Here is a 15,905-nt window from a genome sequence, read left to right on the forward strand (position 1 = left end):
AATCACTATGTAGTGGAGGGTTATTTGGCATACGTAATTTTAGTATATCATGAGAGAATTAATTTTTTTAGAGAAAAATATTGACAACTATTAGCTGGTTTAGCATGTATTGCCCGGAGTCGCCGTTAAATAAAAGGGTATTGGAAATACTGGAGATTTTAAAAACATCTAATGATCGCGAAGAAAGAAGAAACGCTGGTGTAGAATGGTCGAATATGTCGTTGTATCGTCCAGAAAAGAGAAATGAATATTTTCAAAAACCAAGCAGTGGAAAAACAAATGGAAAACGATTGGATTATTATTCTTATACAGAATTACCGACATTTGATATTGTTGACCAATTGAAACATATTACAGTTCCTGTCTTCGTTTATTCCGGTGTACATGATGCTCAATGTCCAATCGTATTTTCTGAAGAAATCCACTCAAACTTACATAATTCGGTTTTATATAAGTTTAGTTATAGCAACCATAGTCCGTTTCTGGAGGAGAGGGAAACTTTTGACGAGATGGTAGCACCATTTCAGTCAATACAACCAAATGCTACACTGGATTTGATAAGAGGTGAATTAACATGAAGCATCAAATGGGGTTATATGGTGAATACTTCCAGTCGATAAAGGAAGGGAGAAAGAAAGTTGAAGTCCGTCTATATGATGAAAAAAGAAGAGAAATCCAAGTTGGTGACATTATTGAATTTGTCAAAGTACCAGAGCAGGATGATAATTTAAGAGTAGAAGTAACGGGGCTTCATCCATATGAGACATTTGAAGCGATGTATAATGATATCCCGTTTGAAGAGTTTGATTGTGGGGGTTGGACAATGGAAGAGATGTTGGATGGAACATACAGTATTTATACAAAAGAGCAAGAAAAAGAATGGGGAGTTTTAGCAATTAGAATTAAAATGGACAGTTAGACATGAATAAAGTGAAATAGACTAATTGTCAATCTCAACTTTAAAATTGACTTATTGTTCCATATCATCCAGGTTGCCATGATATATTCGGAGGTTGAATTAATACTTCCAAATTACTCCTATAGATATATTAAATTAAAGAGCGCATAGAATAGACTAGAACTATGGCTTGGGATAATATCTGGAGGGGTGTGTCTTATGGATGCCAGTATGATTCGACAGATAATCAGATCGAGAAAACAGGAATTGGTCGACCTTGCTGCAGCATTCATTCGAATTCCGTCGGAGAATCCATCAGTTGATTTTGAGAAGTGGTCTGCGGAAATAGGTTTTCAGATTAGCCGGTATTTAGGAGCAAGAGGCTTTAAAATATCCGAGCACGAAAGCAATCAAAATAAGCTGGTTACTGTTATTGGTGAGACTCGATTGAATAGAATACCAGGACCAAGATTGTTGTTATGTGGTCATACGGATGTCGTTCCTGCAGGAGATCCCCTAGAATGGACTTTTGATCCTTATTCTGGTGAAGTTAGAGATGGAATGCTTCTCGGAAGGGGCGCTTCAGATATGAAAGGTGGGATGGCAGCATTAGTTTTTGTAGCCGGACTCCTTCAAGAGTTCGCTTTTTCTTTAAACTTAAAAGGAAGTTTAGCTCTTATTGCTTCACCAGATGAAGAAGATGGCGGTATAGAAGTGGCATCTCTTTTGGAAGAAGGGATGATTACAGGGGATGCATGCCTCATTGGTGAACCGACGCACACGCATCATCCCAACATCGGAGAAAAGGCGATGGCATGGATGCAAATAACAATACCTGGTGAAGCAGACCATGGAAGTCGTCATCCGGTCAGTGGTGTTTCAGCTGTCAAGAAAGGTGCGACTGTAGTCCAAGGATTAGCAAGGTTATGGGATTATACAGCGACGCCACCACGTGAACTTCAGCAACTTTTATACCATACCGAGTGGTTTTTAGCAAACCGTCAAGGCAACCCTATGTTAGCGCATTTGTTATACCGACCTTCTTTTAATACCGGTATTATGCGTGGTGGTACAAAGGTTAATGTCGTTGCGGACAGCTGCACCATCGAAGTGGATATCCGAGTTCCATTTGGGATGAGACCTGAATTTGTCTATGATTTTGTGAGAAATCTAGTTCACGCTGTGTCCCCTGATGCTGTGATAGAGCCAATGGTACGACATAACAATCCGAATTGGACTTCAGAGAATAGCAAAATTGTGCAGGCTGTGGAGGAAGGAATCCGTACGGTCCTAGGAAAGGGCGAACCTGTCTTCAGTGTCCTTCTAATTGGTTCAAGCGATGCTAGTCACTTTCGGAATCATGGAATCGATACGATACTATACGGTCCTGGAATCCAAGACACAATCCATGGGTACGATGAACAAGTTTCGGTGGAGAATCTTGTACAATGTGCTGAGGTGTTTGCAGAGGCTGCCATAAGGTATTTAACGGAGTAAGTGGTAATGGATTTGGTAAATTTCCACGACAGCTAGTTTCTTTCTTCAATTCTAACTCATCTATCTATTTTACAAGTTCGCTTATACAGTCAAATACCTTGAATAACTATGGTCCTAAGAAGTACACTAATCCGTATAACATATCATCTATACCATAAGGAGTCTTTATGAAAAATAATCAAGGCTGGAACCTAAAAAATACGTACACCGATCTCCCGGAGATTTTCTATGAGCAAGTCACACCGAACCCTGTCAGACAACCAAAACTAGTCATATACAATGATGAATTAGGAGCATCAGTTGGCTTGAACAATGAGGAAATGAAGGGTGCAGAAGCTGTTGAAATATTCGCCGGCAACCGTGTTCCGACAAACTCCATTCCTATTGCTCAAAGCTACGCTGGACATCAATTCGGACATTTCACGATGTTAGGTGATGGAAGAGCCATGTTAATTGGTGAACACATTACTCCAGATAACGAACGATATGATATCCAACTTAAAGGTGCAGGTAAAACCCCTTATTCACGTGGTGGTGATGGCAGGGCTGCACTCGGTCCGATGTTAAGGGAATATATCATCAGTGAAGCAATGCATAGATTGAATATACCGACGACGAGAAGTCTCGCGGTAGTCACTACTGGAGAGATGATCCAACGTGAAATCGAATTGGAAGGAGCAATTTTAACAAGGGTTGCATCAAGTCATATACGCGTTGGAACTTTTCAATTTGCTGCGAAATATGGAGAGATAGAAGAGCTTGTGAAACTTGCTGATTACACGATAGAACGCCATGACCCTGATGTAATGGAGTCACCTAATCCTTATCTTGCATTTTTGCAGGAAGTCATTAGACGCCAAGCGCAATTGATCGCCAAATGGCAGCTTGTTGGTTTTATCCATGGCGTCATGAATACGGATAATATGACAATTAGCGGAGAAACCATCGATTACGGTCCCTGTGCTTTCATGGATCATTACGATCCAAAAACGGTATTCAGTTCGATTGATTACAATGGTCGTTATGCCTATCAAAATCAGCCAGGTATTGCCTCTTGGAACCTGGCCCGCTTTGCCGAATCACTTCTGCCGTTACTTGGTCGTGGTAAGGAAGAAGCGGTGAATAACGCACAAGGGGCTATTTCAGAATTTAGTAAGCTGTATCGTCACCATTATTATGCTGGTATGCGGGCTAAACTTGGAATCATGGACGAAGAAGCCGAAGATGAGAAATTAATTCAAGATTTGTTGTCCATGATGCAGCATTATCAAGTTGATTATACGAATACTTTCCTTGCGTTAACGTATGAAGATGAATCGAACTTCCCTATGGGAGCAATGGAAGATTTTAAGAAATGGAAGACAAAATGGCAGGAACGACTTAGCAGGCAAAAGCAAAGTAAAGAAGAAAGCCATGAACTCATGCGAAAGAGCAATCCAGCGCTCATCCCAAGAAACCGCTGGGTAGAGGAAGCGATCGCAGCTGTAGTTCAAAACGACGACAAGACGGTGATGGAAAGCCTGTTAGCCATGTTGAAAAATCCTTATGCCCATTCTGATGAACAGAAAGAATTTGCCCAGAGAAATTATGAAATAGACGAATATCAGACATTTTGTGGTACGTGAAATGTGCGAACTGAAAAGAGAAACAAGCAAATGAATTGCTCGTTTCTCTTTTTTATGTGTGAAATGGAAAGGGTATATTAAAGGTAGTGGATAGAGGGAGTATAATAATAACTCCATCTGACTGAAAAATTTAAAATATCGGCTCTTTACCTATTGAAATATATTTTAAATTCTGTTAAGATAGCTTCAAATTGAAACGTTACGTGTAACTGGCGAAAATGCGGAGTACCGCAAGGGAGCACGTAATGAGTATGTGTCGATCGCCTGGGCAGGTAAGGGAACTTTCATAACTCCTTGCCTTTTTATATTTAAGGGGGCGGTCAGAAAAGAGAATATTTTCAAGCGACGAATGTTGTGGGTGACACTATGACAGGAGCAGCTTCTGGAGAGAATGCAAATTGCATCGCCGAAGGGTTCAAAATCTCAGGCAAAAGGACAGAAGAAAACAAGAGGTTTTTTTGTTGTTTTCGTTCCTTCTGAGATTGGAATTATTCCAGTCTTTTTTTATTTCTTAGGAGACGAGAAAGAAAAGTAAAGCCAAAAAGGAGAAAGATTAGAGAGATGACAACAATAACTTTAGACAAAATTAAAACGATCAAAACATTAAACAATATTGCTAAGTCTGGAATGGCAGTTTTAAAGGATGAAAACTATAAAGTTGATAATGAAGCAAAGAATCCTGATGGAATCGTTGTGCGCAGTTATCACATGCATGATATGGAGTTCAATGACAATTTGAAGGCTATTGCGCGTGCTGGAGCTGGTGTAAACAACATCCCCATCCGAGCTTGTGCGGAAAAGGGAATTGTAGTTTTCAATACGCCTGGAGCAAATGCCAACGCGGTCAAAGAAATGGTGCTTACGGCAATAATGGCTTCTTCCCGTAATTTATTTCAGGGGATTGAGTGGGTAAATTCGCTGAAAGGAAAGGGAGAAGATGTACCCAAGCTCATTGAAGAGGGGAAAAAGCAATTTGTCGGTCGAGAAGTGAAAGGAAAAAAACTTGGTGTGATTGGGCTGGGGGCAATTGGTGCTCTCGTTGCGAATGATGCGTTGAACTTGGATATGGATGTTATTGGTTACGATCCATATATATCTGTTGATACTGCATGGAGACTTTCACGAAATATCGAACGTGCGATGTCCATGGAGGAAGTATTTGAAAAAGCGGATTATATAACGATTCATGTCCCACTGACGGAAGAAACGAAAGGTAAACTGAATGCGGAGGCTTTCCAACGCATGAAACCTGGCGTCCATTTATTTAACTTTTCACGTGGTGGCTTAGTGAATGAGGATGACCTGGAAGTTGCATTAAAAGAAGGTCAGATTGGTAAATATATCACTGACTTCCCGAATGATCGTATTTTGCATATGGAAAATGCAATTGCTTTACCGCATCTCGGGGCATCTACAAAAGAATCTGAAGAAAATTGTGCAAGGATGGCTACCCATCAATTAAAAGATTTTCTGGAAACAGGTAATATCCGGAATGCTGTTAATTTCCCGAATGCGATTCTTCCTTATACAGGAAAACGCAGAATCACCGTATTCCACCGGAACGTACCGAATATGGTAGGGCAAATCAGTTCCATCATTTCTACGCGTGAATTGAACATAGCTGCGATGATCAATAAAAGTCGGGGTGATTTTGCCTATACGATGATTGATATCGATGAAAAAGTGAATGGTGATGTTTTACCGGGAATTCAAGCGGAAATCAATGCTATTGAAAATGTGATACGTATACGGATTATTTAACATTTAGGGGATAGAGGTGATTCTATCCCCTTTTTTGATAAAATAGCCGACTTCTGGTTAATCTAAGAACAATAAAGGTATACATCTGGTATACTAGACAAAATAAGTAATTAAGGAATGATGTTTTTGGCAACAACACATGTTTTTACGAAAGGTGAAGAGGTTGCAAATGCAATCACACATGGAATTGGGGCACTCTTCAGTATCGCGGGATTAGTTGTATTGATTCTTACTGCAGCTACAGAAGGAACTGCATTACATGTTGTGAGTTTCACCATATTTGGTTCGACGATGCTCATCTTGTATTTTTCTTCTACGATGGCCCACGCTTTACCACCGGGGAAAACCAAGGATCTTTTTGAGATTTTTGATCATGCTTCCATTTATTTGTTCATCGCAGGGACCTATACTCCAATTATTTTTCATGTTATTCAAGGTACATTGGGTTGGACGATGTTTGGCATCGTATGGGGAATTGCGTTGGGAGGCATTATATTTAAAGCTTTCTTTACAAAGAGATTCCTCATCACTTCTACATTATTATATGTATTAATGGGATGGATTGTCGTCCTTGGTTGGAATCAGATTGTCGCGAATCTTCATCCGACGGGCCTGATGTTACTCGTTGTTGGAGGGATGTTTTATACGTTCGGTTGTATTTTCTATGTATGGCGTGGCTTCCCGTATCATCACCTTGTATGGCATCTATTCGTGATATTTGGTACCGTTTGTCATTACTTCTGTGTGTTGTTGTTTTTATTACCAAGTTAATAAAATATATGAATATATTTTCGAAATCAGCAGATGAAACCTGCTGATTTTTTTATTGTCTGGAATTTTACAATAGCTTTAAAGTAAATTAGCAATGGATTAGTATTCATCCCTTAAGATGGAGGTAGAAGAAGGAGGGATGAAGGATGAAAATATGGGATAACCTGTATGAAGTGGATAGTCAGCTTTTCCGGTCGATTAATAAATATTTTGATCATCCTTTGTTACAGCGATATTTTCGTATCATTACTCATTTAGGTGGGGCAACGTTCACTATCGCTGGGGTTGTTTTACTCATGCTTTTTACCCGTCAAGAAGTTCAGATGACTGCGATTGCTGCGGCTATTTCTTTAGCAGTCAGCCATTTGCCTGTTGCAATCATGAAAAAGATTTACCCAAGAAGACGTCCTTATTTTGTTTTGGAAAATACGAATGTATTGGATAATCCATTAAAGGACCACTCCTTTCCTTCTGGTCATACGACCGCGATTTTTTCTGTCACCGTGCCATTTATTTTATTATCCCCGTTACTGTTCTCCGCACTATTGTTCATTGGAGTTTCAGTTGGCTTATCACGAATTTTCTTAGGACTACATTATCCTTCAGATGTGTTGGTAGGAATGATGCTTGGCAGTACAACCGGTCTGTGTTCATTTTTAGCGATACAGCAATTTGTTCCGCATGTTTTGTAAATGGTGCATGATCTTTTGAACTTTTAAAGATGTAGGGAAGCACAGCGCTGTAATCCGGTTGGAAAACGCATAATGAATAAAGTATTACGGTATGGAAGTTATCAAAAATGATAATCATGTGGGGGTTATTATGAGAATAGCTATTTTTACAGATACTTTTGTTCCAGATGTGAATGGGGTGGCAAGGACGCTTGATCGATATACGAAATTCTTAAAGAAAAATAATATTGATTATCGTGTATTTGCACCAAAAGCGACGAAAGAGAGTCAATTTTCTTCACAAGTTTTATCCTTTCAAAGTATGCCATTTTTATTGTATCCTGAATGCCGGATAGCTTTTCCTAACATGTTACAGATCAAAGAGGAAATAATGGAATTTAAGCCGGATATTATCCATGTGGCGACACCTTTTAATTTAGGCTTATGTGGACTGCATTTTGCTAAAAAGTATCATATCCCTCTAGTTGGTTCCTATCATACAGATTTTGATAAATATCTTGAACACTATCACTTACAATTTTTGACGGATGTGCTATGGAAATATTTGAAATGGTTTCATCGTCCACTGGAAAAGATTTTTGTACCTTCCATTGATACGAAAGTACGTCTGGAGGAACATGATTTTAAAAATATAGCTATTTGGCCAAGAGGAATTGACGGAGATATTTTCCATCGTGATTATCATACAGAATTGGTTCGAACAACATACGGTATAGAAGAAAAGTATATATTGCTCTATGTAGGACGGATTGCGTCAGAAAAAGATATTATGCTTTTACCGTCTATTGCTGAGCACTTACCAGAAGGGATAAAAGAAAAGGTCCACTGGCTTGTTGTAGGTGATGGCCCACTGAAAGAGGGTCTGAAGACAGCGGCACCAGATAATATGACATTGACTGGATTTATTGAAGGTAAAGAACTTGCGAGAGTCTATGCTGCAGCAAATCTCTTTGTATTCCCATCCGCATCAGAGACATTCGGAAATGTTGTTTTAGAATCACTCGCTTGTGGTACACCAGTGATTGGTGCGGATGCAGGTGGTGTAAGGAACATCATCGAACGGGGAAAGACGGGTCTTTTATGTGAAGAGAAAAATGCTATGCAGTTTGCGCAAGCAGTTGTTTCGTTGCTTTCCAATGATGAACTACGAGTTCGAATGGGGGAACAGGGATTTCGATACGCCCAAGCTCAATCCTGGGAGACCATCTTTCATCGATTACTAGACAACTATGAAGATGTTCTTTCAATAGATACATGGAAATTAGATATTCTTGCATAGAAAAAGAGGACGATTTCGTCCTCTTTTTTAATTGGCTGTGTGGGTATTTCGTTTTTCCCTTTCGGACAAGATATATGCACAAGTCGCATCTCCGGTAATGTTGACGGATGTTCTGACCATGTCCAGTAATCGGTCCACACCGATAATCAATGCAATTCCTTCTACCGGGAGATTGACTTGATTTAACACCATCGCAAGCATGACCAATCCTACACTAGGAACTCCAGCAGTTCCGATACTTGCAAGCGTAGCGGTCAGGATAACAAGTAAATAATCGGTGAGTGACAATGGAATGGCGTACACCTGAGAAATGAATACGACTGCGACTGCTTGCATAATCGCAGTACCATCCATATTGATGGTTGCTCCTAAAGGTTGCACGAAGCTTGAGATTTCTTTTTTTACGCCAAGTTTTTCTTGAGCGGTTTTCATTGAAATCGGTAATGTCGCATTGGAACTGGATGTACTGAAACCAACTGACATTGCAGGGAAGAACCCTTTAAAAAATGTTACCGGATTTGCTTTGCCAAGAAACAAAATCGCTGAGCCATATACGAACGTACCATGGATAAGGAGACTGAGAAGGACGGCAATCATATACATTGCCATAGAGCTTAAAGCATCAATTCCAGCTCCTCCAATTGCAGAAGCGATCAGCGCGAACGCTCCATATGGTGCCACATACATGATTTTGGTAATTAACCAATTTAATATTTCGTTAGCCTGTTCAAACAATTGATGGATACCAATTGTCTTTTCTTTTAAAATGGCAAGTGCAATCCCAATAAATACAGCAAATGCAATAATTTGCAACATGTCTCCCGATGCCATCGCACTTATTGGGTTTTCAGGGATAATATTAGTTATCGTATCCATGATTGGGGGTGCTTCTTCCCCTTCAAATGTTGCATCTGTTTCAAATACGCCTTCTTTTCCAGGCTCTAGTATATTTCCTATTCCTAAACCAATTGCAATGGCGATCGCTGATGTAACTAGGAAAAACCCCAGTGCACCAATACCTATCTTACCTAATTCAGCCGGGTTACCAAGGCCTGCTGTTCCAAGTACGATGGATACAAATACAATTGGTACTACGAGCATCATAATCAGATTTAAGAAAATTTGCCCTACTGGGCTTAATAAGTACGTATCAATGTTATTAAAAATATTACTAGGCACAAATGTCAAACATATACCTGCAACAACACCTGCTATTAGTGCGATTACAATTTGTTTCGTTAAACTCATCTTTACTCCCCATCTTTCTTTAAATAATATGGATTCGTTCCGGCGTAGAAATGCTAGTATGGACAAGGAAGGTTGGTTGGTCGCTGGCTGAATTGGAATGTAATAGAATATACCCCTAACTTCTAACATCCTAACCTACTAAATCTAGCTCATCATAAAATGTAAAATTGAAATATGGAGTACATTTCCTCTCTAGTAGAATAAAAAATATTATGTTAGAATATGAAAGGTCTGATTTGAGGAGGGAGTTACAATGGCGAAAATACCATTCATTGCAGTTGAAGGTCCAATTGGCATTGGAAAAACATCGCTGGCACAAAGGATATCCACTCATTTTGATTTTCATTTATTAAAAGAAATTGTCGATGAAAACCCTTTTCTCGGTAAATTTTATGAAGATGTAAGCGAATGGAGCTTTCAAACGGAAATGTTTTTTTTATGTAATCGTTATAAACAATTGGAAGATATACAGAAGAACTATTTAATGAAGCAACATCCTGTTGTTGCTGATTATCATATAGCTAAAAATATGATCTTTGCAAGACGTACACTAAGTGGCAACCAGTTGGAAAAATATGAGCAGATTTATGAAATTCTTACAAAGGACATGCCTTTGCCGAATTTAATCATATACATAACAGGAAGTCTAGAAACCATTTTGGAACGAATTAAAAAGCGTGATAGAAAAATTGAAAGAAATATTGATCCTGCATACTTAAATCAGCTTTCTAGTGATTACGATCATTTTATGGAGAGATTTGAACAGGAACATCCCGAAATCCCCGTTCTACGAATAAACGGTGATGAGCAGGATTTCGTCCGTTATCCGGAAAAATTGAATTCTATTATCGCAGCCGTGGAAGAAAAGTTAGAAGAGCTTATGGTAAAAGGAGCAGAACAATGAATGCAAGAGAGAAATACGGAATCCCAAATGATGCAGTAATTACGATTGCCGGTACCGTTGGTGTAGGCAAATCCACGATGACAAAAACGCTAGCAAACGCATTGAATTTCAAGACATCTTTTGAAAAGGTAGATAATAACCCATATTTGGAAAGTTTTTATGAAGATTTTCAGCGTTGGAGCTTCCACTTGCAAGTGTATTTTCTTGCGGAACGGTTCAAAGAACAAAAGAAAATCTTTGAGTATGGCGGCGGATTTGTCCAAGATCGGTCGATATATGAAGACACGGGGATTTTTGCCAAGATGCATTATGAGAAAGGGACGATGACCCCGACCGATTATGAAACGTATAAAAACTTATTTGATGCGATGGTCATGACTCCATATTTTCCTCATCCAGATTTGCTTATCTACATTGAAGGTTCATTGGATGAAGTCCTTAAACGGATTCATGAACGTGGAAGAGAAATGGAAAAGAGCACACCAATAAGTTATTGGGAAGAAATGCATGACCGTTATAGTAAATGGATTGACAGCTTTAATGCTTGCCCGGTATTACGGATTAATATTGCGGATTATGATTTGTTCAATGACGAAGAATCGGTTGACTTAATTCTTGAAAAAGTGAGCCGTGTGATTGGTGGCCGCAGCGTGAAGCAGTCTGTTTCTACATTCGCAGATAACCGAATCGAATAGAAAGTCCCTATCTTGTGATTACTGCATAAAATAATGGGAGTAATGCACAAGGGGTGAAACGATGGGGCTCTATATCAATGAAAATAAACTGAATATTTATCGAAATGGTGCGGAACTGGAAGGAAATAACCAGGATGTTTTTATATATAACCATGCATCCGAAATGGTGAAAGAACAAGCCCGTTTTAATCATGCCATTCAATCCCATATACAAAGTATAAAAACGTTGATTGACAACCAACATGTAGAAGAAGAAAGAAAATGGCTGAATGTGGAAGGTCAATTAAAAACCTTGGAACAATTCAATAAAAAGCAAGTTGTGATGGAACAGGAACTGTTGGATCAGCTGACCAAGTTGGAAATGGAACAATCTGCAACCCGTAACCAATTGAAGAAAGGCCGATTAAAAGAAACCGAACTCCAAGAAAAATGGAGTAGGATGTCTTCGAACCATCAGCAACTGCTTCAAAAGTTGGAGAACATTTCAAAGGAAAATGAACAGTTGTCAAACAGTGTGAATAAACAATTGGAAATGCAGGAGAGCATAATGAATCAGTTGGACTCTCAGGAAGAGGCAAATAAAAAGTTTGAAAAACGATTGGATAGTCAGGAAGCACTAACGGCAAAAGTAATGAGACAGCTCGATTACTTCCGCAGTATTCTCTTTGAAAGAAAAAACTATTTGTCGGATAAAATTGAAGAAGCTTCGAATTACTCATCCCAATTTTTGAAAAACGATGAATTACCTTCTGTAGAATTCTTTCTTCGCGAAAAACAGAAACAAGGAAAGTAAGCTATAACGTTTTAAATCTTTGTTTCTATCCTTTCATGGTTCATGTGATGGAAAATGAAAACACAGCTCCCTAAGTGTAACGGAGCTGTGTTTTATTGTCTTTAAACTTCAAAACTATTACTTCGACACTTCTCTAACAATGGTGCCTGTCCTCTTGTCGTGGGGAAAGACGGCTCCATCTTGCTCTGCAAAGTTTTTTCGATCACGGATATACTCTATTGTACTCGTCGTATCGCGATGTACCATACGTTTTACGATTTGTTTACCGGTTAATTCACCGTCATCTTCATTGGCCAGCTCCAGCCCCATCAACTTATAGCCGACCGTGCTGCCAGTAGTTTTCAATTGCACATACTCAAGTGTGTACTGTGTCGCAAATGGCAATACAACTGCATGGAAAGCCTCATTCTTAATTTTTTTCCGTAAGATACATTCTGCTCCATAAGATACGACACCACTCAGAAAAGAATCGATAAGTATTGCTTTCAAACGTTTTTTTGTAATATGCTCCAATATTTTCCCCTCCTGTTTATACTAATTAATAGTTTATACGAAAAATGATAGGATTTGTTTCAAATTTACAGATAAAAAGTTTCAAAATGGCCGGGTATATAGTTTGGTATTTGAGACAATATCATACTTTAGGAATAGAGAGAGGAAAATGCTTTTTTCCTCATAGAAGAAATTTCTATTCTATTTTTTCGCTTTGGGAGTATATAACCATGTATTAGTACCGTGCGCGAAGGTTACTCCCAGATAAAATGAAAGGAGGCTATCTTTACTACTAGAACAAAAATAGTTTAATTTTCCGATTTTTAATATTATTCAATCTGTTACTATAAAACTTAACAGTAATTTACTAGAAAAGGGAAAGGAAGAGGTGATGTGGGAAAAACGTTGCGGTTAGGAAGTCTTTTTCTATTGTTGCTCTTACATTTTAATCTATCATCTGCCGAAGCAACCGAAAATACCTCTTTGAATCTACATAAGCAGTCAACTCAAGAAATAATCAACTTGATCCCCACTCTTTTTCACCAAGAAGCCGATAATGCAAAAGAGAAAATGAAGGCACGGAAAGAGGAGTCCGAGTTAGTAATTAAACTGGAAGTTGATACCGTGATCAATGATTTGCAGGACTATCGGATTCAAATTGAAAAAGAGTTGGAAGAATCGAAGAAGGAACGAAGTTTACTAAAAAGATTAAACCATTATGAAAAAGAGAAAGAAGAAAGCATTAGAAAAGAAATCAATACAGAGATAACAGAATATCTGGAAGATTTACTACTTAAACAATGAAAAGGGGAGTTAACTAGTGAAAAAATTTATGCATTCTTTCAAAGGGAAGATTACCATATTTGGATTAGCTATTGTCATGGTTTGGGGGGCGGGGATGGCTTTTGCATCCACGAGTGCAGGGGAGCAGCTGCGTGCATGGTATAACGGGATGTTTGGTCAATCGGTAGCCGATATTGAAGCAGATACAGAAGCGTACGTTGAAAGTAAGTTGCCTGGGCTTGAGGCTGAATATGCTGCTTTAAAAGAGCAAGCCGGTGTGGATATTGATTTAAGCAGGGAATTGGCGACAGGAACAACATTGGAAGAACTTATTCAAGCGAAATTGGAGCATATCGGAGAGATTGATGGGGAGAAGCAGGCGATTTTAGCTGAGGTTGGATTGCAGTTCTACAATGTATTTCTTGATGGGTACTTCGAAATCTTAAGAAATGCAGATGCTGGCCTGGAATATGCAACCAATGACTTAACCACATTTACATCTGAATCAGGGAATGCTGCAATCGCTCAACTGACATCTGATATTGAAGTGGCGAGAGATCAGGCGGTTCAGGAGTTGGAAGAGGCTATACAGGCTGCACAAGAAGAATTAGCGGCAGAATTGGAAACACAGGAAGAGATTACTTCAAGAAATCTTAGAAACCAAGTGGATTGGGCAATCGACAGCTTGACGGAAGAAGTAAATAACGTCCTGGATGCTTTAGTGAGCCAGCAGGAAGAATTGATTACGGCTACAGCGCAGCAACTGGGTGAAGAAGCAAAGGCTGCTTTAGATGCGGTTATATCACGCATCAATGAATAAAAAGGTTAGGCTCTTTTCCAGAACCTTCCCCTTCTTTTCCGGAGGTTAATCATGGGTAAAAAGAAACGGTCATTTTATATTCTATTGATTAGTGTTGCGCTGTTTACTGGGGGATTAACAATAACTGCTGCAGATTCTTCTATTTCTGGTGTTCTAACAACTTGGTTTAATAATAAGACGGATGAATCTATCGAGGAAATTGACAGAGCAATTCAAGAGGAACAAGCCGAACAGACCGAACGTTTAAAGGCAGCACTGGTAGAAAAGGTTACCGAAGTAGAGATAGAATTGCAAGAACTCATTGAAGAAGAAAAGGAAAAGCAAGTTGACATGCTTCGGAAATATGCTGATGAAAAGCTCCAACAACTCCCAAATTTGGAAATAGGAACTGAAGATAAAGCGGTGTTGGAAAAGGAGTTGGAACGGATTTATCAAGCTGCGATTAAGGAAATGGAAGAAGTGACCATTGAATATAGTAGTGAAGCTGGAGGGGAGGAATGAAGTTAATTCATTCGCTCCCATTTTTCTTTTGTGATACCATGTAAAACCCATGGAGAAGGTAATGTAAATGAGTGGTTTTTAGGTAATTGGCTGGCTGCTTCTTTTGTTAAATCTACCCAAATATATGTCTGCTCATTTGGATTTTCCTTCACGATATCCTCATATACTGATTGTGTCGTTTCCCATATTCCAGTCTGGAGATGTAAGTCATTCCAAGGATACACTAAATGAAGGTAATGATGTTTCTTCTGGTCGGTTTTTAAGATGAAAAATCGGGTCCGTTGTTTATTTTCAAAGAAACGCCAATGATCGAGTTCATCTCCATTGAATAGTTCCCAAGATGTGGGAAATGGATAATAGCAAGCGTAGGGGAAAATATAATTTGTATCTATGATTGCACCCTGTATCCAGTCCTTCTTTTCGTCTTTGTTATAGACCTCTTGCCATTGTTCCTGATCATTTGATAAGGAAGATAAGTTATCCGTCCATGCTCCATGTAAAGCGGTTAGGGGTGTAAGTCCCAGTTTCTTAAGTACTCGTTTCGCTGGAAAATTATCTTCTTGTGTATTCGCCCCGACCCAGTCGATTCCATCGATATGGAAAGCTTCTTTGATTAAATATCTGTTCAATTCGGTTGCAAGATTTTGACCACGGAATCTGCGATCTGTCCTTAATCGACCTAACATCGCATAGCGTTTTTTAAAGAGTGTAAAGCCGCCGATAACTGCGATTTGATCATTTATGAAAAGCCCAAAAAGCCGATTGTTCCCTTCTGTTAATTGATCAAATACACGTAATACATAGTCGTCCTCTATGCCGGTATTCATATCTTTGAATAGTTCGAGATCCTCTCCATGAAGTCTTCGTATTGCCATTGTGCGTATCATCGAGTCTCTTCCTTTCCTATTTCTTGTATCAGTATATCTTTTCTTCAGCAATATTTCAGTCGAGAAGTTTCCAGTACGTTTCAATTGTATTCATGTATAGCTTTCTATAAAATACTTATAAAAGGTAACTCGCTTATTATATTGTTTTGACATAAATAAAGACCTGCGGTGATATGTCAAGAGGTAAATAAATAATTGTTCAGTTATCAAGGTGCATTATCCTTAAAAAAGGCAACACTAAACTAACCCAGTAAAGTTA

Annotated in this window: 17 protein-coding genes and 2 riboswitches; of the genes, 14 read left to right on the top strand and 3 right to left on the bottom strand. The window is 38.9% G+C overall.

The window, feature by feature from the left end; translation table 11 throughout:
- Positions 1-104 precede the first annotated feature (104 nt).
- From ACFSBH_RS14155 to ACFSBH_RS14190, 8 genes are all read left to right on the top strand, one after another.
- Positions 105-578 (top strand): alpha/beta fold hydrolase, encoded by a 474-nt coding sequence (locus ACFSBH_RS14155; protein WP_251517338.1) that lies wholly within the window; start codon positions 105-107, stop codon positions 576-578.
- Positions 575-919 (top strand): ASCH domain-containing protein, encoded by a 345-nt coding sequence (locus tag ACFSBH_RS14160; protein ID WP_251517340.1) that lies wholly within the window; start codon positions 575-577, stop codon positions 917-919. Before ACFSBH_RS14155 ends, ACFSBH_RS14160 begins: the two co-directional genes overlap by 4 nt.
- Positions 920-1,117: 198 nt before the next feature.
- A complete protein-coding gene (locus tag ACFSBH_RS14165; protein WP_251517342.1) occupies positions 1,118-2,395 on the top strand; it encodes a M20 family metallopeptidase in 1,278 nt (425 codons plus the stop codon).
- A gap of 167 nt (positions 2,396-2,562) precedes the next feature.
- Positions 2,563-4,020, top strand: coding sequence for a protein adenylyltransferase SelO (locus tag ACFSBH_RS14170; protein WP_251517345.1), 1,458 nt, complete (start codon positions 2,563-2,565; stop codon positions 4,018-4,020).
- Between the two features lie 195 nt (positions 4,021-4,215).
- A riboswitch (ZMP/ZTP riboswitch) is annotated at positions 4,216-4,297 on the top strand.
- A 95-nt stretch (positions 4,298-4,392) separates the two neighbouring features.
- Positions 4,393-4,469, top strand: a riboswitch (glycine riboswitch).
- A 112-nt stretch (positions 4,470-4,581) separates the two neighbouring features.
- Entirely contained in the window at positions 4,582-5,781 is a 1,200-nt protein-coding gene (locus ACFSBH_RS14175) for a phosphoglycerate dehydrogenase (protein ID WP_251517348.1), read from the top strand.
- A 126-nt stretch (positions 5,782-5,907) separates the two neighbouring features.
- Positions 5,908-6,552 carry a PAQR family membrane homeostasis protein TrhA gene (gene trhA, locus ACFSBH_RS14180; protein WP_379598174.1) on the top strand — a complete coding sequence of 215 codons (645 nt, stop codon included), beginning with the start codon at positions 5,908-5,910 and terminating at the stop codon, positions 6,550-6,552.
- A 146-nt stretch (positions 6,553-6,698) separates the two neighbouring features.
- A complete protein-coding gene (locus tag ACFSBH_RS14185) occupies positions 6,699-7,244 on the top strand; it encodes a phosphatase PAP2 family protein (RefSeq protein WP_251517352.1) in 546 nt (181 codons plus the stop codon).
- Positions 7,245-7,374: 130 nt separating this feature from the next.
- On the top strand, positions 7,375-8,523 hold the full coding sequence (locus ACFSBH_RS14190) for a glycosyltransferase family 4 protein (RefSeq protein WP_379598177.1): 1,149 nt from the start codon (positions 7,375-7,377) through the stop codon (positions 8,521-8,523).
- Between the two features lie 27 nt (positions 8,524-8,550).
- On the opposite strand, the gene ACFSBH_RS14195 is transcribed toward ACFSBH_RS14190, so the two are convergent.
- Positions 8,551-9,771 (bottom strand): dicarboxylate/amino acid:cation symporter, encoded by a 1,221-nt coding sequence (locus ACFSBH_RS14195; protein ID WP_251517372.1) that lies wholly within the window; start codon positions 9,769-9,771, stop codon positions 8,551-8,553.
- A 253-nt stretch (positions 9,772-10,024) separates the two neighbouring features.
- Here ACFSBH_RS14195 and ACFSBH_RS14200 point away from each other — a divergent pair, with 253 nt between their 5' ends.
- The 3 genes from ACFSBH_RS14200 to ACFSBH_RS14210 all read left to right on the top strand — a co-directional run bounded on the left by ACFSBH_RS14200 (position 10,025) and on the right by ACFSBH_RS14210 (position 12,163).
- The gene (locus tag ACFSBH_RS14200) at positions 10,025-10,675 is read left to right on the top strand and encodes a deoxynucleoside kinase (protein WP_379598179.1); all 651 of its coding nucleotides are present in this window, start codon (positions 10,025-10,027) and stop codon (positions 10,673-10,675) included.
- Complete coding sequence (locus ACFSBH_RS14205) at positions 10,672-11,370, top strand: deoxynucleoside kinase (RefSeq protein WP_379598181.1); 699 nt, start codon at positions 10,672-10,674, stop codon at positions 11,368-11,370. The genes ACFSBH_RS14200 and ACFSBH_RS14205 overlap by 4 nt, the downstream gene beginning before the upstream one ends.
- A 61-nt stretch (positions 11,371-11,431) precedes the next feature.
- Entirely contained in the window at positions 11,432-12,163 is a 732-nt protein-coding gene (locus tag ACFSBH_RS14210; RefSeq protein ID WP_379598183.1) for a hypothetical protein, read from the top strand.
- Positions 12,164-12,280: 117 nt separating this feature from the next.
- Here ACFSBH_RS14210 and ACFSBH_RS14215 read toward each other — a convergent pair whose 3' ends face one another.
- The gene (locus ACFSBH_RS14215; RefSeq protein WP_379598185.1) at positions 12,281-12,676 is read right to left on the bottom strand and encodes an RDD family protein; all 396 of its coding nucleotides are present in this window, start codon (positions 12,674-12,676) and stop codon (positions 12,281-12,283) included.
- A gap of 372 nt (positions 12,677-13,048) precedes the next feature.
- On the opposite strand from ACFSBH_RS14215, the gene ACFSBH_RS14220 reads away from it, so the two are divergent.
- Genes ACFSBH_RS14220 through ACFSBH_RS14230 form a run of 3 tightly spaced genes read left to right on the top strand, consistent with a single transcriptional unit; the run spans position 13,049 to position 14,759 of the window.
- Entirely contained in the window at positions 13,049-13,459 is a 411-nt protein-coding gene (locus ACFSBH_RS14220; RefSeq protein ID WP_251517364.1) for a hypothetical protein, read from the top strand.
- Positions 13,460-13,475: 16 nt separating this feature from the next.
- Positions 13,476-14,258 (top strand): hypothetical protein, encoded by a 783-nt coding sequence (locus ACFSBH_RS14225; RefSeq protein WP_379598187.1) that lies wholly within the window; start codon positions 13,476-13,478, stop codon positions 14,256-14,258.
- A 51-nt stretch (positions 14,259-14,309) separates the two neighbouring features.
- Positions 14,310-14,759, top strand: coding sequence for a hypothetical protein (locus tag ACFSBH_RS14230; RefSeq protein ID WP_379598189.1), 450 nt, complete (start codon positions 14,310-14,312; stop codon positions 14,757-14,759).
- A 2-nt stretch (positions 14,760-14,761) separates the two neighbouring features.
- Here the strand turns inward: ACFSBH_RS14230 and ACFSBH_RS14235 are convergent, their stop codons facing one another.
- Complete coding sequence (locus ACFSBH_RS14235) at positions 14,762-15,634, bottom strand: GNAT family N-acetyltransferase (RefSeq protein WP_379598191.1); 873 nt, start codon at positions 15,632-15,634, stop codon at positions 14,762-14,764.
- Positions 15,635-15,905 lie beyond the last annotated feature (271 nt).

Source organism: Oceanobacillus luteolus (genome assembly GCF_042678205.1).
Taxonomy (GTDB): Bacteria; Bacillota; Bacilli; order Bacillales; family Amphibacillaceae; genus Oceanobacillus; species Oceanobacillus luteolus.